The following is a 22560-nucleotide window of genomic DNA, read 5'->3' on the forward strand; positions in this document are numbered from 1 at the left end:
GCGTCCCCCGCGCCATAATCTCCCGTCATAGTCTGGTAGACGCCTTGCTGGGCAAAGCCGTCATAGCAGGAGGTGTCGGTCATGATGACCATGGGCGTGGAGGAGAAATAGGCTTCCAGAATGCCGAAGGCGCCGGTCGTGGTCGCGAACGGCCCCTGTGCCATGAGAAGGCCGGGCTTGCCCGTCAGCTTGCCGGCCACCTGCGCCATAACCGAAGCCGACTGCTCGGTGCGCGCCAGAACGAGATCAAATTCGGACTTGCGGTCGTGAAAGGCCGGCAGCGACCAGGTGATACCAAGACCTGGCAGTGTAAAGCCGCGCGTGATGCCTGCCTCGATGAATGTCGAGATCACGCCTTCATTCGTTCTCATTCCAGTTTCCTCCAAATCCGCGAGCCAGCGGGTGCTCGCGCAATGTTTGTAGTTGCGGTAATTAATTCTGCTATGCGCAATTATATTTTGCAATACGCATTTTTTAAGGAGAATGCAAATCATCTGTGAAGGCGGAAGAAAACGCCTTCCGAAAGCGGAAAGTCATGTTGAAAGAAGGCACCCTGAGCGCGATCGCGGGCCAGGCGAAGGGCGACAGACTGGGCAAGACAAAGCCCGGCACAGCAATTCGCATTGCTGCACGCAGGTCGATACGAATCTAAATTGAATTGCGAGGAAACGTCCTTACGGGGCCAAACTCTAGAGCATGCCCCGGGCGACCATTTCGATCTTGCGGGTGACCCCCAGAAGACGCGGGGCCAGATCATTCATGAGCCGGTCCGTCGTGATGATCGAGCGCAGCCCACCGACGTTGACCGCATAGACTGGGTAGCCGTCTGCACGTCGTACGGCAGCCCCTGCGGAATTCGCCTCGGCAATCCAGTCGCCGCCGCTGAGCGCAAAGCCGTTTTCCGAGGCAAAGGCAATGGCCTTGCGGGCCGTTTCTTCAACAGCGGGCCATTCCGCCTCGCTGTATCCCTGGCGGATCTGAGCTATACGCTGTTCGCGCTCGGCTTCGGGAAGCGCGGCAAGAAAGGCACGGCCCATGCCGGTACTGATCATCGGGATTCGAGAACCGACACCCAGCCGGATCGCCATGGATGCCGGTGTCCGGCAGGCCTCGATATAAATAATTTCGATACCGCTCGGAGTGCCGAGATAAACACTGGCGTCGGCGTATTCGGCCAGTTCCTGCATATAGGGACGGGCAATGTCCCGGATCTCCATCTGAGCCAGAACGTCATAGCCGAGCGTCAGCACCTCAGGTCCGAGCGAATAACGACCGGTGCCTTCATCGTAGTTGAGATAACCAAGCTCGGTCAGCGTGAAGGTCAGCCGCGACACGGTGGGTTTGGGCAGCTTTACGCGCGATGCGATTTCCGTGTTGCCAACGGGTCGGTTGTCGGGGCCGAAAGCCTTAAGAACAGCCAGGCCTCGTGCGAGACCTGAATTGACCCTGTAGTCCTTCTGCCCACTGTCTTCTGGCGGTGCGGCTTTACGTTTGACCAATTCGATACCCGTCCTGCGATAGTTGTAAATTAATGATCGCACAAACTGGCATTTATCGGAAATCGGACGACAATCCAATCCTGCAAAAGGCAATCATGTACTGGCGCAGACAAATCCGGCGCAGTCGGACTGAATTCACCGTGCTGCGATCTCGCGATAGAGACTGACCGTTTCACGGATTCCCTCCGCAAGCGGCAGCTCCTTGAAATCTCCAACCACCTTCTTGAGCGCGCTGGTGTCGAAGCCGTCGCTGGGCGAAACGCGAATAGTATCCGCACAACTGACGGACGCTTCGGGGACAACCTGCCGAATCGCAGCAAGGACATCGTCGGTGGAATGGACGGTATCGGTGACGTCCGACAGCAATGCCCCGTCCCAGGTCGACATGGCGGCCCGCACGAAGACATCCGCGACATCGGCCGCATACTGAAAACAGCTGCGGGTGGTGAAGGGGATCTCGTAGGGTTTGCCCAGCGCCGCCGCCTCTATGGCACGGGTTATGGCCGAGGTCTCTCCATCATCCCGGCCGACACCGAAAACGACATAGGGCCGCAGCCCCAGGCTGGGCAGCTTGTGATCCTCCCAGTAGATCCGCGCGATTTCCTCGTCGGTCTTCTTGAAGACGCCGTAGAAATTCGAAGGCGCATTCGCCTGGCCACGCGGCTTGGCCGCGATCGAACTGGTGTAGATGATCCGGTCGATACCATGCTTGCGCGCCGCTTCGAAAATATTGATATGGCCGCCGATGTTGATGGCTGCGCCGAGCGCCGGATTGGCCCGACACTGCGGGATCTGCAGGGCCGCAAGATGAATGATGCCGGTCGGGCGCGTTTCCGCGATCTGGGCGTTCAGCGTCTCCGCATCCGTAACATCGCAATTACGGAAATCGATCAGCTCCCTGGGCAGATCCGACTTCAGAAGCTCCAGCCGGCGGTGATCGTTGCTGATATCCGTTGCAACCACCTGGATACCCCGGTCGACCAGCCTCGAAATGATCCAGGAACCGAGAAATCCCGTTGCGCCCGTTATGAAGATCTTTTCAGCCGAACGGCTCATTCCCTACCTCGCATACCACTACGGTTTAGCGGCCCCTTCCGCCGATCTTCATCAACCGAAAGCCCCTTTTCATTGTCCCGGGCAACCCATTCCGTTGCCCTCCGCCAAGGCGGATCAACATTTTTAAAACACTATTTCAAAAATGATTGCAAGCGATATCGAAATCGCTGCCCGGAACCGCATCCGCCGAGCACAAATAACTCCCCGCACGGAGGAACCCGCTGCTTTCCCGGCGTTGGACGAATGAGAAAGGCGCCAAACAACCAGTTGAAAACGCAAGGACAGAAAAAGGGAAAAGCTTGAAAAGGAAAGGGCGCCAGACCGGACAAACCGGCCTGGCGCCCAAAAGCGAATGCCTCAATTCAGGCGGCCGCGAAAACGGGCCTGAAAATCCGGATCAGACCGCCGGCGGCTCCCAGGCTTCCGGCGCGCGCGGATGAATATCCGTGACGACATCGATCAGCACCGGCTTGCGCGCGGCGATGGCGTTTTTCAGCACCGGACCGAGTTCGGCAGGGTCTTCCACGCGAATGCCCTCGACACCGAAGTCGCGCGCCACGGCAGCAAAATCCGTCGGGCCGAAGCGGTTGATCTCGGCCGGATTGCCGCCTTCGCGGCCTTCGTAGAAGGAGGCCACCTTCGGCGTACCCTGGCCGAAGCCGGAATTGTTGTTGATCACGGTCACGACCGGAATGTTCCAGCGTTTCTGGGTCTCCAGTTCGGTCAGGTGATAGTAGAAGGCGCCATCCCCGGAGAAGCAGACCACCGGACGATCCGGCGCACCGCACTGCGCACCGAGCGCTGCCGGGAAGGCCCAACCGAGAGAGCCTGCCGCACGCAGGTAGCTTTGACCCGGATGCGGGAGGTCGAGCATCGTTGCCGTCCAGATACCCGAATAGCCCGTATCGGCGACCAGAACGCCGTTTTCGGGAAGTGCCTGAGAGATTTCCCGGCACAGCCGTTCAACACGGATCGGCGCGGCATTCGACTGGCTCAGCGGCTCCATAGTCGCCCGCCATGAACCAACGACTTCGGCCACACTATCAGCCCACTCCGCCCATTCCGGACGGGCGGTGATCTTCTCGGCCAGGTCCGCCAGAGCCTGTTTCGGACAGCCCCAGACCTTTGAAACATTCGCATAATTCCGGCCGATTTCCTGGCCGTCGAGATCAATCTGGATAATTGGCGTGCCCTGAGCGGGAACCTTGTAATTGTTGGTCGGCTGGTCGCCTGCATGACAACCGACGAAGATCACCAGATCCGCCTCGTAGACCAGCCGGTTGCCCGGAGGCGCCGAATAGGTGCCGACCGTGCCGATATGCTTTGGATGCGTGGTTGGAATGATCCCCCGCCCGCCGAGAGAAGTTGCGATGGGAATGTTCAGTTGCTCGGCGAAGGCGAGCACTTCCGCGTAGGCTTCGGCCTGGATGGCGCCGGCACCGACAACAAGCACCGGACGCGCGGATTGCATCAGCCGGTGGGAGGCCTCTGCAATCGCGCGCGGCGCCGCCAGGGGGCGGTCCTCCGGCAGACGGCCAAGCGCGGCCGGAGGAAGCACGGGGTTCGTCACTTCGCCCTTCTCGATAACCTCGCCTCCCAGACCGTTCAGGTCGAGATGAACCGGACGGGGCGAACCGTCGGAAGCCTGCCGGAAGGCCTGTGCCAGGAGGTGAGGCAGTTCACGCGCCTCCGCCACATCCATGGAGGCTTTGGTCACCGACGCATAAAGCGGCGTATGCGGCACTTCCTGATAGGCGTTGCGATACCGCAGCATCGGCTCCTTGCGGCCGGTCAGCGCCACGACCGGCGCACGGTGCAGATAGGCATCCTGCAGCCCCGCTGCGAGATTGGCCGCTCCGACCGACTGCGCCATGCAGACACCCACGCGTCCGCTGACCCTTGCATATCCGTCCGCCATATAGGCCGCGGACTTCTCCGAATGGGCAAGGATGCGATTGATGCCGAGCTCTTCCATCTCGACAAGCGTCGGCCGCAGGATCGCGTCCATGAAGAAGACATGACTGACACCCAGCTCCTTGAAGGACTCGGCGATATATCGCGCGCCGTTTTTGGGCGCACAGCGGTTCGTTGACAAGGCAGACCTCCCGAATTGAATATAATGTAAGCGCTTTCATTTTGCTTGATTACAAAAAAACTAGCTGATTTCAATAAAAATATGAAAATTGGAATTCAGTTTCATATTATATGATGAAATCGCTTGCAGAGATTTTCTCCCCCTCCTATAGTCGCCACCATATTCTCGGCAGTTGGAAGACCGTTCGCGCGTGAGCCAGCAGGAAAAGACACAATCCCCTCCCCGGAAAGTCCGGATGGAAGAGGTCGCAAAAGTCGCCGGCGTCTCGGTCGCCACCGTCTCGCGCGCGCTGCGGACGCCCGAAGCGGTCTCGCAGAAGTTACGCACCCGTATCGAAGAGGTCGCGCAACGGCTCGGCTACGCACCCAACAGGATAGCCGGCAGTCTCGCGGGTGCCCGCACGCCCCTGATCGGCGTGATCGTGCCCAGCCTGACGAACTCCTTCTTCGCAAGCACGCTGGAACAAATGACCACGCTGTTCGAGGCGAGAGGCTATCAGCTGATGATCGGTCAGCACGGATACGACACGGACCGGGAAGAACGGATCGTCGCCGCCTTCGCCAGCTGGAACCCTTCTGCGCTGGTCGTTACCGGACGCAACCACGCACGGGGAACGTTGAACACGCTCTCCTCGGCTGCCTGTCCGGTTGTCGAAATGTGGGATTACGGCGACCGGCCTCTGGATTCGGGCATCGGCTTCTCCAATCACGGCGCCGGCGAACTGGCCGCGCGTTTTTTCGCCGAGCAGGGCCTGACCAGGGCAGCTTTTGTCGGCGCGATTCTGGACAAGGACGATCGTGCCCGCGCAAGAGCGGATGGCTTTTCCGAAACATTCCGGCGCCTCACCGGAACAGAACCGCTGACCGTCACCGTCAGCAGCCGTGAACTGGGCGAAGGCGGGGCAGCGCTGAAACGGGTTCTGGCGCAGCAGCCGGACACCACCGCAATTGCCTTTTCCGGAGACATGCTGGCCGTCGGCGCCATGTTCGAGGCTGACCGGGCAGGACTTTCCATCCCGGGTGATCTCAAGATCCTGGGCTATGGCGATCTCGATATTGCACGCCATACCAACCCCCGGCTGACCACCATTCGTCCGCCGCATAACGAGATCGGCGAGGCCGTCGTCCGCCATGTGCTGGAGAGACTGGACCGGCCGGACACCCCGGGCATCAACCTTGATCTCGGCGTGAAACTCATCCTCAGGGAAACGGTCTGAGGAAAAGCGATTTCGGGAGGAAACCAATGGAGATCGAGCGTATAGCCGTGATCGGCGCGGGAACGATGGGCCATGCGCTGGCGCTCGTTCACGCGCTCGGCGGCTGCCGCGTATGCCTGTTCGACAGCAACGCGGACGTCCTGAAAGGCGCAACCGGCATGATCAAGGCCGCCTGCGCCACGCTTCGCGAGGCAAAGACGATCACGGCAACACAAGAACAAGCCGCACTCGACATGATCACTCCTGCCGGATCACTGGTGGAAGCCGTCCGGGACGCAGACCTGATCGTCGAGGCCGTTGTCGAAAAAGCGGAGATAAAACGGATTGTTTTCGCCGAAATCGACGCGCATGCGCCTTCAACGGCGATTATTGCCAGCAACACGTCCTATCTCGACATTTTCCCGCTGATCCCGCAGGCGCGGCAGCCTCTTGCGGCAGTCGCGCATTGGTATACCCCGCCCTACATCGTTGATCTTGTGGACCTTGCTCCGGGGCCCCGGACGAATCCCGAGGTCATCCCGGCCCTGAAGGACCTTTACGAAGGTTTCGGCAAGGCTCCGCTGGTGTTCACGCATCTCGTGCCCGGCTACATCGCGAACCGGCTGCAGGCGGCACTCAATCTCGAATGCCTGCGCATGATCGGGGAGTTCGGCGTTTCGGCGGAAGACATCGATTTTTCCATTCGCCACGGACTGGTCGAGCGGCTCGCCGTCCTCGGGCACATGCGCAAGATGGATTACACGGGACTGGAAATGGTGCGCAACGGCATAGCCGGGCGCACTTATCAGCCTCCGGTCAACACCGGAGAAACCCCGGTCCTCGACCGGCTGATCGAGGCAGGGCGCAGCGGTGTGCGTTCCGGCGCCGGTTTTTATGCCTACGGCGATGCGGCCGCCGAAGACCTGTTTCACGAACGCGACCTGCGTCTTCTGCAGCTCAAGACACAACTTCAAGAACCCATGGGGGAGGAACAATGATCCGCGCTGATCTGACGGGAAAACGCGCTCTGGTGACGGGCGGTGCCTCTGGCATCGGACTTGCCTGCGCAATGACGATGGCGGAGATGGGGGCAACCGTCGCCATCAATCATCTGGAGGACGATCCGGCGGGCCCGGCAAAGTTGGCGGAACTTTCGGAAAAAGGCCTCAAGGTAATCTCCGCGCCCGGCAACGTCTCCATCCCGGGCAATGCGGAGGCCATGGTCCAGGCTGCCGTCAAAGAAATGGGTGGGCTGGATTATCTCATCAACAATGCCGGCACATCCGGAACCCAGGACAAGATCCCGCCTTCCGAACTCGACAAGATGACCGAGGATTTCTGGCAGCTTCTCCTGGGCACCAATCTGATCGGCCCGTTCAGATGCGCCCATGCGGCGGCCGGCGCCCTGAAGGAAAGCCGGGGCGCGATCGTCAACATGGCCTCGATCGCCGGCATCGGCCAGCAGGGCAGCTCGATCGCCTATGCCGCCAGCAAGTCCGGCCTGGTCAGCCTCACCCGCAGCCTCGCGCGCGGGCTTGCGCCCGAAGTCCGGGTCAATGCGGTCGCCCCCGGGCAGACCAAGACGCCATGGACCGAGAACTGGCCGGAGGAACGCAAGCAGTGGGCGCGCGACCAGGCCGTTCTCAAGCGCCGTTCCTCGCCGGAGGATATCGCAGAGGCAGTGCTTTATCTCTGTGCCGGGGCACGCATGGTGACTGGCCACGTGCTCGTCGTCGACGGCGGCATGACGCTTTGAAAAAAAGCCGGGGCAAAATGCCCCGGCAAGTCAGCTCTCTGGGAAGAGCTCTTTAATTCTTTCAGGCCGCGGCGCGGAACCCCTTAAGACCGGTCCTGCGGCCGCCATCGAGCTGGGTGAGCAGCAACAGCCGCTTGACCATATGACCGACCGGCAATTCGTCGGTGACCCCCATGCCACCGTGAAGTTGAACTGCATCGCGCAGGACTGCGCGGGCATTGTCATAGATTTTGACTTGTGCTGCGGAAACCAGCTTAGACCGGAAGACCGGGTCTTCGCTTGCCATTGCCTCTGCAGCCATTTCCGCCATCGACTGCGCTTCCTCACGCTTGATGAACATGTCCGCCATGCGGTGCTGGATGACCTGGAAGCGTCCGATCGGCCGGCCGAACTGTTCGCGCAGTTTCATGTATTCGAGCGTCTCGCGGTAGAGCCGGTCGATCAAACCGGACAGTTCCGCGAGCTTGCCAATCATCGCCAGATCGTTGCCATAGGCAAGCGCCTCCTCGCATCCGGTAACGGCTTCCGGCGCCGCGCAGCGGACGTCGTCGAAGGAAACCCTGGCGGCCGATTGCCCGTCAATCACATGGAACGCTTCGACGACGGCGTCGGCTGCCGGAACCCTTACAAGAAGCGCCGCGCCCTCGACATCCGCCACGACCCAGAAGGCCGCCGCCTGGGCACCGCCGATCAGCAAAGGCACGGACCCGGTCAGGATCAGGTCATCCCCTTTGCGCGTGGCCCGGATCGGCGCCCCGGCCGGACCGGCGGCGATCACCTCGATGCTTTCGCCGGACAGGATCGGCGCCAAAGCGGTCTCAGCCCTGTCGGACGGCAAGGCCCTGGCCAGTGTCGGTGCGCAGTGCATGGCGACGGGACCGATCGGCTCCAGTACCAGGCCAGCGCCCAGAACGCTCAGGAACGGCACCACCTGCTTCGGTGTCAGACCCAATCCGCCGGCCTCCTCGCCTACGGGAGCCGCAAGCCAGCCGAGTTCGGCCATTTCACCCCAATGGGCAGGCGTCTGGCTGGCGGAAGCGGCAAGCATTTTATGACGCTGCGCCAACTCATAATGATCCGCGATGAACCGCACCGCCGTTTCTTTCAAAAGCAGCGTTTCCTCGTCCGGAAGTCTGAAATCTATCATCACATGTTCCGCTTATTTGAGGCCCAGGACCTGGGTCGCCAGGATGCTGCGCTGGATTTCATTGCTGCCGCCGTAGATCGACAGCTTGCGCCAGTTCAGGAACTGATAGGTGGCGTTCTCGAATGGCTCCCGGGCTCCCGCGCTGTTGCGCGCCGGCAAAGCATCGGGACCGGCAATATCCAGCATCACCTCGGTCAGGGCCTGCTGGATTTCCGTACCCCTTACTTTCAGCAGGGACGTTTCCGCCCCGATCTTCACACCCGCCTCGACCGCGGCGAGCAGGCGGAGCGTCGTGGCCTCGATTGCCATGATGTCGATTTCCAGGGTATCGAGCGCATTGGCAATTTCCGGTTCGTCCGCGCGACCGGCAAACTCGGCCGCCTCGCGTACTCTTTGCAGGAGCTGCTTCGAACGGCCGATCCCGCCGATGCCGAAGCGCTCATGCTCCAGCAGGGCCTTGGCGTAGGTCCAGCCCTGGTTGATCTCGCCTACCACGAGGTCATCAGGCACGAAGACCTGATCGAGGAAGATCTCGTTCACCTCCTCGGTTCCGTCCATCAGGCTGATCGGACGACGGGAGACGCCGGGCAGGGACATGTCGATCAGCATCATGGAAATGCCTTCCTGTTTTTTCACCTCCATATCGGTGCGGACGAGACAGAAGATCCAGTTGGCGTATTGGGCATAGGTGGTCCAGGTCTTCGACCCGGACACGAGCCACCCGCCCTCCGTGCGCACCGCCTTTGTCTTGAGGGATGCGAGGTCGGAGCCGGCACCTGGCTCCGAAAAGCCCTGGCACCACCAGTCTTCGCCCGACAGGATGCGCGGCAGGAAGCGCTGCTGCTGTTCGGGCGAACCGAACTGGATCAGGATCGGCCCGATCATCTTCAGCCCGAATCCCGGCAGGGGCGGCGTATGCAGGCGGAACATTTCCTCATCCGCGATAATGCGCTCGCGCGCGGTCCAGCCCGGCCCGCCATGCTCCTTCGGCCAGCCCGGCGCGACCCAACCCCTGGCGTGGAGGCTCTTGTGCCAGCGAGAAAAATCCTCGCGGGTCAGCGGCGCACCGCGCGAAACCTTGGCCCGGGTCTCCGGATGCAGTTCGGCGGCGACATAATCGCGGATCTCCTGACGGAAGACCTGATCCTCGGGACTGTTCAGAAGGTCGGTCATTCCTGGTTCTCCGGCTTGATGATCAGCGCATCGACGGCAATGCAGCCCTCGCCTTCAGGCAGGACGAGCAACGGATTGATATCGATGCTTTCGATGCTGTCGGCATGGGCGACCGCAAAGGCAGAGAGCCGCAACACGGCCTCTTCCAGCGCGGCCCGGTCCGCCGGTTCCGCGCCCCGATACCCTTTCAACAGCAGGTTCAGGCGGGTTTCGTCGATCATTTCGGCAACGTCCGCCGGACTGAGCGGGGCCCGGCGGAGAGCGACATCGTTCATGAGTTCGGTCATGATGCCGCCGACACCCAGAAGGATCATCGGCCCGAAATCGGGATCGTTCTGCATGCCGACGATCGCCTCGACACCGCCTTTGACCATCTTCTGAACCAGGCAGGCTGCCGGCGCATCGCCGAGTTTGTAACCGTCGATTTTCGCGCTCAGATCGGCAAACGCGGCCCTGACTGCGTCGGCATCGGCAAGGTTGAGATGCACCAGCCCCGCTTCTGTCTTGTGCTCCATGCCGTCGGCCAGTCCTTTCATGACGACCGGGAAGCCGATTTGCCGGGCCACTGCCAGAGCATCGGCTTCGGTTCGCACCAGTGTTTCGCCGACCATCGGCAGTCCGTAGGACTTCAGTGCTTCCTTGGCCGCGTATTCGGAAAGGCTGCGCCCGGACTGCGCAAGCAGCCGCTCGACCGTCTCTTTCGCGGTACCGTCGATATCCAGCAGGTTCCCGTCATTGTCGCCCTGCGCCCCGGCTTTTCGCCTGTGGTACTCCACAAAGCGCTTCAACGCCTTCAGCATTTGCTGGCTGCCGCGATAGATCGGCAGCGACTTGTCGGCGGCCAGGAAGTCCCAGCCGGCCTCAACGATCTTGCCGCCGTCGTAGACGATCACAATCGGCTTGTCGGCGGTCTTCGCCAGTTCCAGAACCGGCCCGATCAGCCGGCCGCGCCAGGCTTCACGCACCTGATGGATGAAGACGACCACGATGTCGGTGTTTTCATCCGCCAGCACCGCCTCGATGCTGGCACCCCAGCGTTCGGGGTGATTGTTGACGTTGCCGGACAGGTCGAGCGGATTGACCGGCGGGGTGAAGTCGAGCAGCGGCTTCAGTTTCTCGACGGTCTCCTCGGTGAAATCCGCCATTGGCAAGCCAAGAGCCTCCGACTGGTCGGCCATGACGCCGCTCCAGCCGCCGGAAAAGGTGACCACGGAAATGCGTTCGCCACGCGGTGCCGGACATTTTTCGAACAGGGCTGCGACATCCGCAAGTTCCAGCGGGTCGTCGACCGAAATAACGTTGTTCTGGCGGAAAACGGCCTCGTAGGTCCGGAAGGCGCCCGCCATCTTGCCGGTATGGGCAAGCGCGGTGCGCGCCGCCCTCTGGCTGCGGCCGAGCTTCAAAACGACCAGGGGCTTTTCCACTTCCTGCGCCCGTTTGGCCAGATCCAGGAAACGGTCCGGACTGCGCAGACCTTCGAGCGCCAAGCAGACGGATTTGATTTCGGGATCCTCGAGTGCCCACCGGGCGTAGTCGGCCGCCTCGACGTTCAGCTCATTGCCGGTCGAAACCAGATAGCGCATATGAACGCCCTGGTCGTGCGCCCGCGACAACATGACCATCAGCAACTGCCCACTCTGGGAAATCAGGGCCGTGTGACCGGCGGACATGTCTTCGGGAAATGTCGCGGCCGTCAGCCCCATGAAGCCGCTGTCCAGATTGGCGAGTCCGAGGCAATTCGGCCCGCAGATCGCGATCTTGTTGCGATTGGCGATCTCGCGCAGCGTGTCCTCCAGCTGCTTGCCTTCTTCGCCGGTTTCGGAAAAACCGGACGCCAGGATAACGGCACCGCGAACGCCCTTCCGGCCGCATTCCTCTAAAATATCCGGCAGGGCACGCTGCGGCACGAACATCAGGACGGCGTCGACCGGTTCGGGGATCGCCGAGACCGACGGATAGCACCGCATCCCGTTCAGGTCGTCGTATTTCGGGTTCACCGGAAAGATTTTACCGCTGTAACCGAGGCGCCGCAAAACCGGTATCGCACCGCCACTCCAGCCTTGCGCATTTGCGCTGGCACCGATGACCGCAACGCTGCGCGGCGCCATGAGGCCTGTCAGACGGTCGAAGAGATCGCTTTTGTCATTTGTCTCGTCGGAAAGGCGCGCCACTCCCCCGGCCGCTCCCTGGATATTCCCAGCCATTCAAATTTCCTCCCGGCCTGTCGTTGCGGCCTTTATCCGTCAGACGAGCGATCAGGTCAACATTTTTTAAAACATTTGTCCGCACTGCGAAATTAAAAAATTTTTTGCTCGGAAAGCTCAACAGATTCTCTTATCGGTGAAAGGCTCTGCGCATGCGGTTCTGGATCACCTGCGCCGAATTCAAGAGCGCCGCCGCATATTCCCCCTTCAGACGCTCGACCGTCAGTGCTGAAGACAGGCCGGAAATCGACAAAAGCAGCGGATCGCCGTCGTCTACAATGCGAATGACCGTTGCCACCGCGCTCAGCTCGGGCCACCAGCCGCCGAACGAACAGACGAACCCCTGCGTGTCATAAGCGGCAATTTCGGCCTTCACGCCTTCTTCCTGGGCAGCATAAAGGTCGGGATCGTCTTCCCTGAGCTGAGCCAGCAGCTCCTGCCGTTTCCCCGGGGCGAGGCTGGCAAGATAAGCCCGTCCTATCGCCGTTTGCAGCATCGGCACCAGGGCGCCGGCATCCAGGTTCAGAACGATGGCCTCCGGCCGCCGGCGGAGCTCCAGATAACGGATATTGAGCCCGCTCGGGACACCGAGCGCCACGGAAAAGGGCCCCAGTTCGGCCAGGGTTTCCATAACCGGGCAGGCAATATCGCGGATTTCAGTCGCCACGAAAGCCGCACGCCCCATCTCCATCACCCTTGGCGTCAGACTGTAGCGCCCGGTATCCGCGTGATAGGCAAGATAATTGAGCCGGCGCAGCGTGTGGGTAAAGCGCGAAACGGTCGGCCTCGGCAGGCCAGTGCGGTCCGCCAGATCCTGGTTGCTGAGCGCCCGATCATCCGGCCGGAAGGCAGACATCACCCTCAGCCCGCGCTCAAGGGACGCAATGAATTGGCGGTCTGCCTTGCCGTCTTTTTCGCCGTCGCTCATTCCGCACCCTCCATCGCGCATTGCGCTTCTTGATAGAAAACATCTCGCCGCCACACAAGCGGACAGGACGTACGCGCCAGCCATGCTCCGGTTGCCAGCACGGATTCAGAATGCTAATTTATATTGGAACATGATTTCGCATAGCGGACATTTCAATAGCACGATTCAGAAAAGACGAATCGCTACGGCCGCCATACCAGGCCGGCATACGAAAGGGAGGAAACATGGCCAGCTTACCCCAAGCCGGGCCCGATCAGGCTTTTCAGGAGCACGTCGCCGACGGACGTCTCTGGCTTCAATACTGCGACGACTGCGGTGAGGCGGTGTTCATGCCGCGCATTCTCTGCCCGCATTGCTCCTCGCTCTCGCTTCAGTGGCGCCCTGCTTCGGGACGCGGCACCATCCACACGCTGACCGTGCTGCACAAACGCTCCAAACCTGGCGAACCGGAAAAGCAGAACCACGCCATCGTCCTCGTCGACCTCGACGAAGGCCCGAGATTGATGAGCCACCTGCCGGATACGGCGCCCGAAGATATCCGCATCGGCATGCGTGTCCGCGCACGGACCGAGGGTGAGGACGGAGCCCGTGCCGTTGTCTTCGATCCCGAGGAGGATGCCCGATGAGCACTCCGAACGGATCTTCCCTGCGCGGAGGCGCGGCGATTGTCGGCGTCGGTACCGCCGGTCTCGGCGAAGCCCCGGGCTTCAACGCCATGGATATTCAGGGGCTCGCCGTGCGTGAGGCGCTGGACGACGCGGGCCTGAAGCTGTCCGACGTGGACGGCATCTTCTGCGCCAACATGAGCCATACTTTTCCGGTTATCTCGACCATCGAATATCTGGGCCTTCAGCCGCGCTGGATCGATGGCACCAACACCGGCGGCTCCAGCTTCGTGGCCCATGCGATGGCCGCGACCCTGGCGCTGCAGGCCGGGCTCTGCGACGTGGCCCTGATCTGCTACGGCGCCACCATGCGTTCGGGAGCGGGCCGGATGGTCCCGGCGACCGAACAGCCGACCTACGAAGTCCCCCACAAACCGCGCTATCCGATGACCGCATACGCCATGTCCGCCGCAAGGCACATGACGCAATTCGGCACCACGCGCGAGCAACTGGCCGAAGTGGCCGTCTCCGCGCGTCTGTGGGCGCAGAAAAACCCGGAAGCCTTTGAACGCGGGCCTCTGTCCATCGAGGATGTTCTCGGTGCGCGCATGGTCATGGACCCTTTGACCGTCCGGGACTGCTGTCTCCTGACCGACGGCGCCGGCGCCGTCGTGATGACCCGCGCCGACCGGGCACGCGACCTCAAAAAGACGCCCGCCTATTTCCTCGGCGGCGGCACGGCCTCCTATAACCGCGCCGTATCCGAAATGCCTGACCTTACCAGCACGGCTGCGAAGGATTCCGGCGCGCGGGCCTATGCCATGGCCGGCATGAAACCCTCGGACATGGACATCCTGCAGCTCTACGACGCCTTCACCATCAACGTGATCCTGTTTCTGGAAGATCTCGGCTTCTGCCCGAAAGGGGAAGGCGGCGCCTTCGTCTCCGGCGGACGTATCGCGCCCGGCGGCGCGCTGCCGGTCAACACCAATGGCGGCGGGTTGTCCTTCTGCCATCCGGGAATGTACGGCGTCTTCACCCTGATCGAGGCCACCCGTCAGTTGCGCGGCGAGGCCGGCGATCGTCAGGTCGACAACGTCGAGACCGTGCTTTGTCATGGCAACGGCATCACGCTGTCGCATCAGGCAACGGCCATCCTCGGCGCCGAGACAACGCTTTGACCGCAGGAACACAAGACATCATGGAACACCTCATCGATACGGAAACCCGCGGTCCGCTCGGGATTATCCGCATGCAACGCCCGCCTGTTAATGCGCTGGGGTTTGCCTTGCGCAGCGCCATTTCCGAGGCGCACCGCGCCTTCGAGGCGGATCCGGAGATCAAGGCCACGGTGCTTACCGGCAATGGCAGGTTCTTCTCTGCCGGTGCCGATATCACGGAATTCGACACCGGCCGCAAGAAGCCCTACCTGACGGACCTGATCGCCCAGCTTGAAGAAGGCACCAAGCCGGTCGTCGTCGTCATCAACGGCATTGCCTATGGCGGCGGCTTCGAACTGTCGCTCGGCTGCGATTACATCTACCTGCTGCCGGGCGCGAAGCTCGCCTTTCCCGAAATCAACCTCGGCAATATTCCGGGCGCCGGCGGCACGCAGAAACTGCCGCGCCTGATCGGCGGGCCGAAGGCGCTGGACATCATCCTGACCGGCACGCCCATCGATGCCTCGACGGCGCTTGAGCTCGGCATCGCGGAAGCCATCGTCGCCGATGAAGAAGAAGCGCTTGTCGGGATAACGGAAGCCGTAGAAGCGGGCATGCCCCGCCGCCGCATTCGCGACCTCAGCGTTCCGGGCGCGCCGGACGAACTGGATATCGCGGCAGAGCCCCACCTGCGTCGTTCACGCTGTGCCCTGGCCGTGCTGAAAGGCATTGATGCGGTACGCATGTCCTATTCGGAACCGATCGACGAGGCGCTCGCCTGGGAACGCGAAACTTTTCAGGAACTCAACGCCTCATCGCAGGCGCGTGCGCAGCGACACATTTTCTTTGCCGAGCGGTCGGCCCGAAAGATCGAGGATGTGCCTGCGAATACGCCGCTTCGGCCAATGGAAAACGCAGGTATCATCGGGGCCGGCACCATGGGAACCGGCATTGCCATGTGTTTCGCCAATGCGGGGATTCCCGTCTGCGTGATCGAACAGGAACAGGACCGGCTGGACCAGGGCCTGGCCCGTGTCCGCCAGACCTACGAGACGATGCGTGACAGGGGACGCATTTCGGCGGAAGACGCCGAAGAGCGGATCCGGCTCGTCACCGGCGCCGTCGATCTCGCGGCCGTGGCCCGTGCGGATATTGTCGTCGAGGCGGTGTTCGAGGCAATGGATGTGAAGCGCGACGTGTTTGCCAGGCTGGACGCGGTCTGCAAGCCGGGCGCGATCCTGGCCACCAACACATCGACGCTGGATATCAACAAGATCGCCGCGGCGACCGACCGGCCGCAGGACGTCATCGGCCTGCATTTCTTCTCGCCCGCGCATATCATGAAGCTTCTGGAAGTGGTGCGTGCGGACGAGACCGGAAAGGACGTGATTGCCACCGCGATGGCCCTTGGCCAGCACATCGGCAAGATCCCTGTGCTGGTCGGTGTCTGTGACGGCTTTGCGGGCAACCGCATATTCATCAACTTCAACCGCGAAGCCCAGATCCTGATCGAGGAAGGCGCACTGCCCTGGCAGGTCGACAAGGTGTTCACCGATTGGGGCCTGGCCATGGGACCGCTGTCGGTAATGGATCTTGCCGGTCTCGACGTCGGCTACCGCATCCGTCAGGCGCGCGGATCCCAGACCCCCTACCCCTTCACCACCGCCGACCGCTTGGCAGAAGCGGGAAGATACGGTCAGAAGACGGGTCGTGGCTGGTATCTCTATCCGGAAGGCGCCCGCCGCGGTTCTCCGGACCCGGAGGTGGAAAAGCTGATCGAGGACGTCTCGCGCGAGAAAGGCATCACCCGCCGCCCCGTGTCGGACGAGGAGATCCTGCACCGGTGCCTCTGGCAACTCGTGAACACCGGATATCAGATCGTCGAGGAGGGCATCGCCCAGCGTACCAGCGACCTCGATGTCATCTTCGTCAACGGTTACGGCTGGCCCCGGACCCGGGGCGGCCCGATGTTCTACGCCCGGGAGACAGGCCTTGCCAGGGTCGCCGCCGACGTGAGCCGCTATTACGAAGAAATCGGCCCGCACTGGAAACCCTCTGCCCTTCTGCTGGAAGAGGCGAAATCCGCCTCCGCCTGACACGGCACTGAAGACAGGCTTCGAAACGAAAAGCGGCCGCCCCATGCATGGGCGGCCGCTTTTTTGTTTGGTTGCTCTCCCGCGTCAGGCGAAGCCGAACAGGCGCGGGAAGTACATCGTGATGAAAGGCACGTAGGTGATCAGCATCAGGACCAGGAGTTCGGCTGCAAGAAAAGGCATGATCGCCACACTGAGGCGCGCCAATTTGACGTTCGAGACCCCGCAGGCCGCAAACAGCACCAGTCCAAATGGCGGTGTCGCCAGGCCAATCGTCAAGTTGACGCATGTGATCAGGCCGAAGTGGATCGGATCCACACCGTACTGATAGGCGATCGGCGCGATCAGCGGCCCCAGCACGATGATGGCAAACCCCATGTCGAGGAACATGCCGAGCGCCAGGAACAGGATGTTGACCAGCAGCAGAAAGACATACTTGTTCTCGGTCAGATGCAGGAAAACCAGCGTCACGTGCTCGACCAGATTGTAATAACTCACCAGCCAGCTGAAGCACTTGGCGCAGGCAAGCAGGAACATGATCATGGCGGTCGCCGTGACCGTGTGCTTCAGGATATGAACGATATCGTCCCAACCAAGCGACCGGTAGAAGACCACCCCCATCAGCAATCCGTACATGACGGCGACTGCGGATGCCTGGGTCGGACTGAAGAAACCGCCCAGAATACCGCCCATGATGATCGCCGGCAGAAGCAGTGCCGGAATGCTGCGCAGGATAATGACGAAGAGATTGACAACACCCACGAACGGCTTGCGTTCGCCGATCCCCTTCCTGACCGCGACCAGATAGGCGGTTCCCATCAGAAAGAGCGCCACAAGGATCCCCGGGATCAGACCGCCCAGAAACAGGCCCGCGATCGAAACATGCATGACCGACGCGTAGAGCAGCATCGGAATTGAGGGCGGGATGATCGGGCCGATCACCGAGCTCGATGCGGTGACGGCGGCGCTGTATTCCTCATCGTAGCCGTTTTCCTTCATCGCGGGGATCATGATCCCGCCGACCGCCACTGTGTCCGAGACCGCCGAACCGGTAATGCCCGCAAAGAACATGCTGGCGATGATATTGGTATGGGCAAGCCCGCCGCGAATCCAGCCGACCAGCGCCCCGGAAAGATTCATGAGCCGGTCGGTAATCTTGGCCCGGTTCATGATCTCGCCGGCCATGATGAAGAAGGGTATAGCCAGAAGCAGCAGGTTCTCCGTGCTGGTGAACATGCGCTGCGGGATCTGCAGGAAGAGCAGCGGATTTCCCACCTCGATGAAGGCGAAAATCGTCATCAACACGAGGCAGAGTGCGATCGGCACCCCGATCAGGAGCATCGGGATGAAACTGCCAACAACGATGCCAATCATAGCTCCGCCTCCTCAATCTTCAGTTTTTCCTGGTCTGGGGCACCCGGCAGAGCGGCACCTATGGCGTTCAGTCCGAGAATGACGCCACCTGCGGGGACCGAGAGGTAAAAGTAGTAAAGGCTGATATCGAGATAGAGCGAGGTCTGAGAGCGTCCGACGAAGACCGCCATCTTGTAACCGTAGTAGACCATCACCCAGACGACGATCAGCGTGAGCGCCGCAAACAAAACGCGCAGGGCAGCCATCAGTTTCGGCCCGAAGAATTCGTGAAAAAAGTCCACCCCGATATGACCGCCGCGACGGGCGATCGCTCCGGCCCCCAGAAACACCACCCAGGCGAACAGGAGATTGCTGACTTCTTCCACCCAGACCAGGGAATTTCCCGTGACCTGTTCGGCTAGGATCCCCGTAGCGTTGATCAAGAACAACGCGGCGGCCAGGATCATCGCAACGAGGAGTGTGCCCCGTTCGAGGTAATCGAGAAAGAGCTGGTAGAGCTCCGCGACCCCGTTTCATGTAGAGCGATCCAAGTAATCCTGTGACGATGCAGGCACGCAGCCTCCCCATGGCGGTTTATAACCGGCATGGAGCCGACAAAGGCCCTTATTCGCCAACCTGACAGAAAACAAAAAGGGCGGCCATAGTCTGGCCGCCCAGGTAATCGACTTAAATCAGGAGCCTTCACGGGCAGCTTCAGCGGCTGCAAGGATCTTGTCGACCCAGGCCTGACCGTTTTCACCAATCTTGCGAACGATGGTGTCGATATACGGCTGCTGTCCCAGAGCGCGGAACTGCTCCATTTCTTCCGCTGTCGGATAGTAAAATTCGGCGCCCTCCTTCTCCATGGCTTCCTTAACGACGAGGGAGCTGAGATAGGAGTGAGCATTGCCGACACGGGTGTAGAGATCCGCAGCCTGAAGAACGATGTTCTGATGCTCAAGTGACAACGACTGGAAGAATTTCTCGTTGATCATCAGCGGATGAAGGTTATAGCTGTGACGCGTGACCGTCACATACGGGTTCACCTCGTAGAGCTTTTTCGAGTACATCGAATAAAGCTCGGTGTCGTGACCTTCAGCCATGCCCGACTGCAGAGCGGTGTAGAGTTCGCTCCAGGTGATCGTGACCGTCTTGCTGCCCCATGCGCGAAACATTGCCAACAGGCCCGGGTTTTCCGGCACGCGCATGGTCATGCCTTCCAGGTCTTTCGGGCTGTGAACCGGCTTTTCGGCGTAGATGTTACGGAAGCCCGCGCCATCGGCCCAGCCGAGCACGCGCAGGCCGGTGTTCTTCAGGAACGCATCGGCCAATTCCTGACCGACGGGTCCTTCCATCACTTTCCAGGCAGTCAGGTTGCTGTCGAAGACATAAGGGATCTGTGTGATCGCGATCTCGGGTGCGAACGGCACCATGATCGACGTGTAGGCACCGGCCACCTGAATGACGCCAAGCTGCGCCTGCTCGACAATGGCGCGGCCATTGCCGAGTTCACCATTGGGATAGACTTCTACAACGATTTCGCCATGAGACTGGCTTTCAATGTAGTGCTTGAATGCATTGACACCGGCGGTACGGCCAGCGCCCGGCAATACTGTATCGGCCTCCGAGGAATGTCCGACCTTGATGACGATCGGTTCCGCTGTCGCGGCACCCGCCATTGTCATTGCGGCCAAAGCCAAACCCAGAACACCAGCTTTCAACTTCTTCATTCGATGAAACCTCCCTTTCCATCATTAAACAACGGGCTCACGACTCCTCTCGCTGCCCATTTCTTATTTTTGAAAATCTATTTCAATTTTATTTTTATGTCGACAGCTTTCTTGTTTGGCAGCGCCTTTTTGCAATTTCAAAGCCCTTAAACCGAAGTTCGACAGATTGAATTTTCGCGTTAGGAAGGAAAAATTCCGCTTATAATTCAACAAGATGGAAAGGGTGTTCAATTTACGACCTTCCGCACAAACCACACCTGTTAAAATTCAATATGCAGTTATCCAAACCGGGGGTTGTTTCGGCCTGCCGGACTAAGCCGTGTGGAAAACAAACAAAACAAACTGTCTTGTTGGCCGGTAGCCGTTTCCGCCGGGGATCGATCTAAAAGTCTTATTGCATGAGCTCGATCCATGCCCCCTGGAAAGAAGGTGTCACGAGCAGAACCGCAGAAAGGAAGGGCTACAATTAAAGACAGCCAAAGGGCGCGAGTACAGAAGTGGCCGCCTCACATTTCAAATTTTTCGCGGAACTCAAGAGATCCGGCGCAAGCTGGAGCCAGATCGCGGCCCGGCACACGCGAAGGCTTTCGGAACCGCCCGAGCATTGGACGAGTTCAAGGCCCGTGAAGTCGAGCCGTTGAGATCGTCCACCTCCACCTTACCCGCCGCAAGGGTATCGGATTCCCCAATCATGCCGACAGCCACCTCTAATAGCGCAGGCGGTGGATCGCTGGTGACCGCATGCGGGCAGATCTGCATGCACCGCAAGAAGATCAACATCTCTACCGCGCCCGCCGGTCAGAAGCTCAGCATCAAGGAGATGAACGATGGGATTTGGCTCATCAGCTTCATGAGCTATGATCTGGGATACATCGACCTGGAGCAGAGAACACTACAGACAATCGACAACCCGTTCGGCACGAGGTTGTAACCCATGTCTCCGGTACAAACTGTTACCTATGTCTCCGGGTCGGACAATTGGGGAAATGGCGCACCGGGGAGGATTCGAACCCCCGACCCCCAGATTCGTAGTCCAATTTTTTAGTATTCATTATGTTTCCCCAAGTGTCCGCAAGTGTGACAAGCTATTGATTTATAAAAATTTATGGAGCAATGGGATTCGTTAACTGTCCTGTGATTTCCATTTTTGGTGCCGACATAGTGCCGATACATGACAGGAATTCGATTGGCCCGACTCCTACATAGGTGATTTATCGCTATGCCTGTCTGTAAGCTCACCAAGCGCACCATTGATGCTCTATGCCCCTCTGCCAAAACAGTCGTTCACTACGATAGTGACCTCAAGGGCTTTGGTGTCCGGGTTACGCCTTCGGGCTACAAGGCTTGGGTCGTCGAATATCGGCCAGGCGGTGGCCGGAATGTCGCCACCAAACGCATGACACTCGGCAGCACCGGCACACTTACACCTGACGAAGCCCGTCGCAAAGCCCGTGAAATTCTAGCTTCTGTCCTTCTTGGAGGCGATCCGGCGTCTGAAAAGTCAGAAGCGCGCAAAATGCCGACGGTCGCGCAGTTCGCCGAAACCTTCCTGAGAGATCATGTTGACGTGAAACTCAAAGCCTCAACGGGAGCAACTTATCGAGATCACATCGAAAGGCTTATCGTGCCGGAGATCGGGTCGGTGAAACTCGATCAATTAACGCGCAGACAGGTATCGGCTCTTCATTCGAAAATCGGCCAAAAGACACCGGGCATCGCGAATAGAATGCTGTCCACGCTTTCCAGCATGCTTGGCTTCGCCTCTATCAAAGAGCTGGTTCCCGACGGTTTTAACCCAACTCGCAAAATCGAAAAGTTCCCTGAAAACCATATGGAACGGTTTCTGACCAGCGATGAAATTCGACGCATCGGCGAAGCCATTCGCGAAGGCGAAACCACTGGTATTCCATGGGTAGTGGATGAAACAAAAGCCAACAGCAAGCATGTCTCAAAACCAGAAAACAGGTTCACCATATTGGATCGGTACGCTGCGGCTGCAATCCGGCTCCTACTGTTGACCGGCGCGCGACGTGGCGAGATTTTGGCGTTGGAATGGAAAAGTGTCGACCTGGAGCGCGGGCTACTCCACCTGCCCGACAGCAAGACAGGCAAGAAAACAATCGTCATAAATGCAGCGGCCAGACAGGTGTTGGCAGCACTGCCGAAAGCCGGAAATTATGTAATTGCTGGTCGGTTGCCCGACAAACCGCGCCACGATCTCAAAAAGCCTTGGGCTGCGGTCTTGCGAAGAGCGGGAGTAAGCAGTGCCCGCCTCCATGACCTGCGACACACTCATGCGAGTTTCGGCGTCAATGCCGGAATGGGATTACCGATTGTCGGGAAGCTTCTAGGCCATTCGCAAAGCAGCACGACCGAACGATACGCGCATCTTGAAAATGATCCAGTTCGGCGGGCTTCGGAAAAGATCGGGGGCAAACTTGCCGCTGCGCTTGAAGGGAAAGTTGTGCGGCAGAAAGCCAAAGAAGCCTGATTTTCATTTCATTAAACGCAGTCCGTATCTGACTGAGCGTGTAAATGACTATGATGTGTCAACCCAGATCGATTC

Annotated in this window: 18 protein-coding genes and 1 pseudogene; 8 read left to right on the top strand and 11 right to left on the bottom strand. The window is 60.0% G+C overall.

What is annotated here, in order from left to right; genetic code table 11:
- The 4 genes from ABIN98_RS01295 to ABIN98_RS01310 form a co-directional block, all read right to left on the bottom strand.
- A partial coding sequence (locus ABIN98_RS01295; RefSeq protein ID WP_346906701.1) for a thiamine pyrophosphate-binding protein occupies nt 1-371 on the bottom strand: 371 nt, incomplete at its 3' end.
- Between the two features lie 318 nt (nt 372-689).
- Complete coding sequence (locus ABIN98_RS01300; RefSeq protein ID WP_346906702.1) at nt 690-1499, bottom strand: IclR family transcriptional regulator; 810 nt, start codon at nt 1497-1499, stop codon at nt 690-692.
- Nucleotides 1500-1634: 135 nt separating this feature from the next.
- Nucleotides 1635-2555, bottom strand: coding sequence for an NAD(P)-dependent oxidoreductase (locus ABIN98_RS01305; protein WP_346906704.1), 921 nt, complete (start codon nt 2553-2555; stop codon nt 1635-1637).
- A 397-nt stretch (nt 2556-2952) separates the two neighbouring features.
- On the bottom strand, nt 2953-4650 hold the full coding sequence (locus ABIN98_RS01310) for a thiamine pyrophosphate-binding protein (protein ID WP_346906706.1): 1698 nt from the start codon (nt 4648-4650) through the stop codon (nt 2953-2955).
- A 235-nt stretch (nt 4651-4885) separates the two neighbouring features.
- Between ABIN98_RS01310 and ABIN98_RS01315 the strand changes: the two genes are divergently transcribed.
- Genes ABIN98_RS01315 through ABIN98_RS01325 form a run of 3 tightly spaced genes read left to right on the top strand, consistent with a single transcriptional unit; the run spans nt 4886 to nt 7601 of the window.
- On the top strand, nt 4886-5866 hold the full coding sequence (locus tag ABIN98_RS01315) for a LacI family DNA-binding transcriptional regulator (RefSeq protein ID WP_346906708.1): 981 nt from the start codon (nt 4886-4888) through the stop codon (nt 5864-5866).
- A gap of 26 nt (nt 5867-5892) precedes the next feature.
- The gene (locus ABIN98_RS01320) at nt 5893-6843 is read left to right on the top strand and encodes a 3-hydroxyacyl-CoA dehydrogenase family protein (protein ID WP_346906710.1); all 951 of its coding nucleotides are present in this window, start codon (nt 5893-5895) and stop codon (nt 6841-6843) included.
- Entirely contained in the window at nt 6840-7601 is a 762-nt protein-coding gene (locus ABIN98_RS01325) for an SDR family oxidoreductase (protein ID WP_346906712.1), read from the top strand. The genes ABIN98_RS01320 and ABIN98_RS01325 overlap by 4 nt, the downstream gene beginning before the upstream one ends.
- A 61-nt stretch (nt 7602-7662) precedes the next feature.
- Here ABIN98_RS01325 and ABIN98_RS01330 read toward each other — a convergent pair whose 3' ends face one another.
- From ABIN98_RS01330 to ABIN98_RS01345, 4 genes are all read right to left on the bottom strand, one after another.
- On the bottom strand, nt 7663-8748 hold the full coding sequence (locus tag ABIN98_RS01330) for an acyl-CoA dehydrogenase family protein (protein ID WP_346906714.1): 1086 nt from the start codon (nt 8746-8748) through the stop codon (nt 7663-7665).
- A 12-nt stretch (nt 8749-8760) separates the two neighbouring features.
- Nucleotides 8761-9921, bottom strand: coding sequence for an acyl-CoA dehydrogenase family protein (locus ABIN98_RS01335; protein ID WP_346906715.1), 1161 nt, complete (start codon nt 9919-9921; stop codon nt 8761-8763).
- On the bottom strand, nt 9918-12125 hold the full coding sequence (locus tag ABIN98_RS01340) for an acetate--CoA ligase family protein (protein ID WP_346906717.1): 2208 nt from the start codon (nt 12123-12125) through the stop codon (nt 9918-9920). Before ABIN98_RS01340 ends, ABIN98_RS01335 begins: the two co-directional genes overlap by 4 nt.
- A gap of 130 nt (nt 12126-12255) precedes the next feature.
- Nucleotides 12256-13053 (bottom strand): IclR family transcriptional regulator, encoded by a 798-nt coding sequence (locus tag ABIN98_RS01345; protein ID WP_346906719.1) that lies wholly within the window; start codon nt 13051-13053, stop codon nt 12256-12258.
- 224 nt (nt 13054-13277) lie between these two features.
- Here ABIN98_RS01345 and ABIN98_RS01350 point away from each other — a divergent pair, with 224 nt between their 5' ends.
- Genes ABIN98_RS01350 through ABIN98_RS01360 form a run of 3 tightly spaced genes read left to right on the top strand, consistent with a single transcriptional unit; the run spans nt 13278 to nt 16914 of the window.
- On the top strand, nt 13278-13679 hold the full coding sequence (locus ABIN98_RS01350) for a Zn-ribbon domain-containing OB-fold protein (protein ID WP_346906721.1): 402 nt from the start codon (nt 13278-13280) through the stop codon (nt 13677-13679).
- Nucleotides 13676-14839 (top strand): thiolase, encoded by a 1164-nt coding sequence (locus tag ABIN98_RS01355; protein WP_346906722.1) that lies wholly within the window; start codon nt 13676-13678, stop codon nt 14837-14839. Before ABIN98_RS01350 ends, ABIN98_RS01355 begins: the two co-directional genes overlap by 4 nt.
- Nucleotides 14840-14859: 20 nt before the next feature.
- Nucleotides 14860-16914 carry a 3-hydroxyacyl-CoA dehydrogenase NAD-binding domain-containing protein gene (locus ABIN98_RS01360; RefSeq protein WP_346906724.1) on the top strand — a complete coding sequence of 685 codons (2055 nt, stop codon included), beginning with the start codon at nt 14860-14862 and terminating at the stop codon, nt 16912-16914.
- Nucleotides 16915-16998: 84 nt separating this feature from the next.
- Here ABIN98_RS01360 and ABIN98_RS01365 read toward each other — a convergent pair whose 3' ends face one another.
- The 3 genes from ABIN98_RS01365 to ABIN98_RS01375 all read right to left on the bottom strand — a co-directional run bounded on the left by ABIN98_RS01365 (nt 16999) and on the right by ABIN98_RS01375 (nt 19994).
- Entirely contained in the window at nt 16999-18285 is a 1287-nt protein-coding gene (locus ABIN98_RS01365) for a TRAP transporter large permease (RefSeq protein ID WP_346906726.1), read from the bottom strand.
- A complete protein-coding gene (locus ABIN98_RS01370; protein ID WP_346906728.1) occupies nt 18282-18707 on the bottom strand; it encodes a TRAP transporter small permease in 426 nt (141 codons plus the stop codon). Before ABIN98_RS01370 ends, ABIN98_RS01365 begins: the two co-directional genes overlap by 4 nt.
- Before the next feature lie 249 nt (nt 18708-18956).
- Nucleotides 18957-19994: a TRAP transporter substrate-binding protein gene (locus ABIN98_RS01375; RefSeq protein ID WP_346906730.1), complete on the bottom strand. Its 1038-nt coding sequence runs from the start codon at nt 19992-19994 to the stop codon at nt 18957-18959.
- Between the two features lie 730 nt (nt 19995-20724).
- Here ABIN98_RS01375 and ABIN98_RS01380 point away from each other — a divergent pair.
- Nucleotides 20725-20925: pseudogene (locus tag ABIN98_RS01380) on the top strand (IS481 family transposase); the annotation flags it as partial.
- Nucleotides 20926-21213: 288 nt separating this feature from the next.
- A complete protein-coding gene (locus ABIN98_RS01385; protein WP_346906734.1) occupies nt 21214-22485 on the top strand; it encodes a tyrosine-type recombinase/integrase in 1272 nt (423 codons plus the stop codon).
- Nucleotides 22486-22560: the final 75 nt, after the last annotated feature.

Source organism: uncultured Roseibium sp. (assembly GCF_963675095.2).
Taxonomy (GTDB): domain Bacteria; phylum Pseudomonadota; class Alphaproteobacteria; order Rhizobiales; family Stappiaceae; genus Roseibium.

Excerpts from the sequence above, each read along its gene's own strand:
- ABIN98_RS01385 (WP_346906734.1), top strand. The coding sequence starts at position 21,214 with ATGCCTGTCTGTAAGCTCACCAAGCGCACCATTGATGCTCTATGCCCC.
- ABIN98_RS01365 (WP_346906726.1), bottom strand. The coding sequence starts at position 18,285 with ATGATTGGCATCGTTGTTGGCAGTTTCATCCCGATGCTCCTGATCGGG.
- ABIN98_RS01345 (WP_346906719.1), bottom strand. The coding sequence starts at position 13,053 with ATGAGCGACGGCGAAAAAGACGGCAAGGCAGACCGCCAATTCATTGCG.
- ABIN98_RS01305 (WP_346906704.1), bottom strand. The coding sequence starts at position 2,555 with ATGAGCCGTTCGGCTGAAAAGATCTTCATAACGGGCGCAACGGGATTT.
- ABIN98_RS01330 (WP_346906714.1), bottom strand. The coding sequence starts at position 8,748 with ATGATAGATTTCAGACTTCCGGACGAGGAAACGCTGCTTTTGAAAGAA.
- ABIN98_RS01340 (WP_346906717.1), bottom strand. The coding sequence starts at position 12,125 with ATGGCTGGGAATATCCAGGGAGCGGCCGGGGGAGTGGCGCGCCTTTCC.
- ABIN98_RS01315 (WP_346906708.1), top strand. The coding sequence starts at position 4,886 with ATGGAAGAGGTCGCAAAAGTCGCCGGCGTCTCGGTCGCCACCGTCTCG.
- ABIN98_RS01325 (WP_346906712.1), top strand. The coding sequence starts at position 6,840 with ATGATCCGCGCTGATCTGACGGGAAAACGCGCTCTGGTGACGGGCGGT.
- ABIN98_RS01320 (WP_346906710.1), top strand. The coding sequence starts at position 5,893 with ATGGAGATCGAGCGTATAGCCGTGATCGGCGCGGGAACGATGGGCCAT.
- ABIN98_RS01350 (WP_346906721.1), top strand. The coding sequence starts at position 13,278 with ATGGCCAGCTTACCCCAAGCCGGGCCCGATCAGGCTTTTCAGGAGCAC.
- ABIN98_RS01360 (WP_346906724.1), top strand. The coding sequence starts at position 14,860 with ATGGAACACCTCATCGATACGGAAACCCGCGGTCCGCTCGGGATTATC.
- ABIN98_RS01355 (WP_346906722.1), top strand. The coding sequence starts at position 13,676 with ATGAGCACTCCGAACGGATCTTCCCTGCGCGGAGGCGCGGCGATTGTC.
- ABIN98_RS01375 (WP_346906730.1), bottom strand. The coding sequence starts at position 19,994 with ATGAAGAAGTTGAAAGCTGGTGTTCTGGGTTTGGCTTTGGCCGCAATG.
- ABIN98_RS01335 (WP_346906715.1), bottom strand. The coding sequence starts at position 9,921 with ATGACCGACCTTCTGAACAGTCCCGAGGATCAGGTCTTCCGTCAGGAG.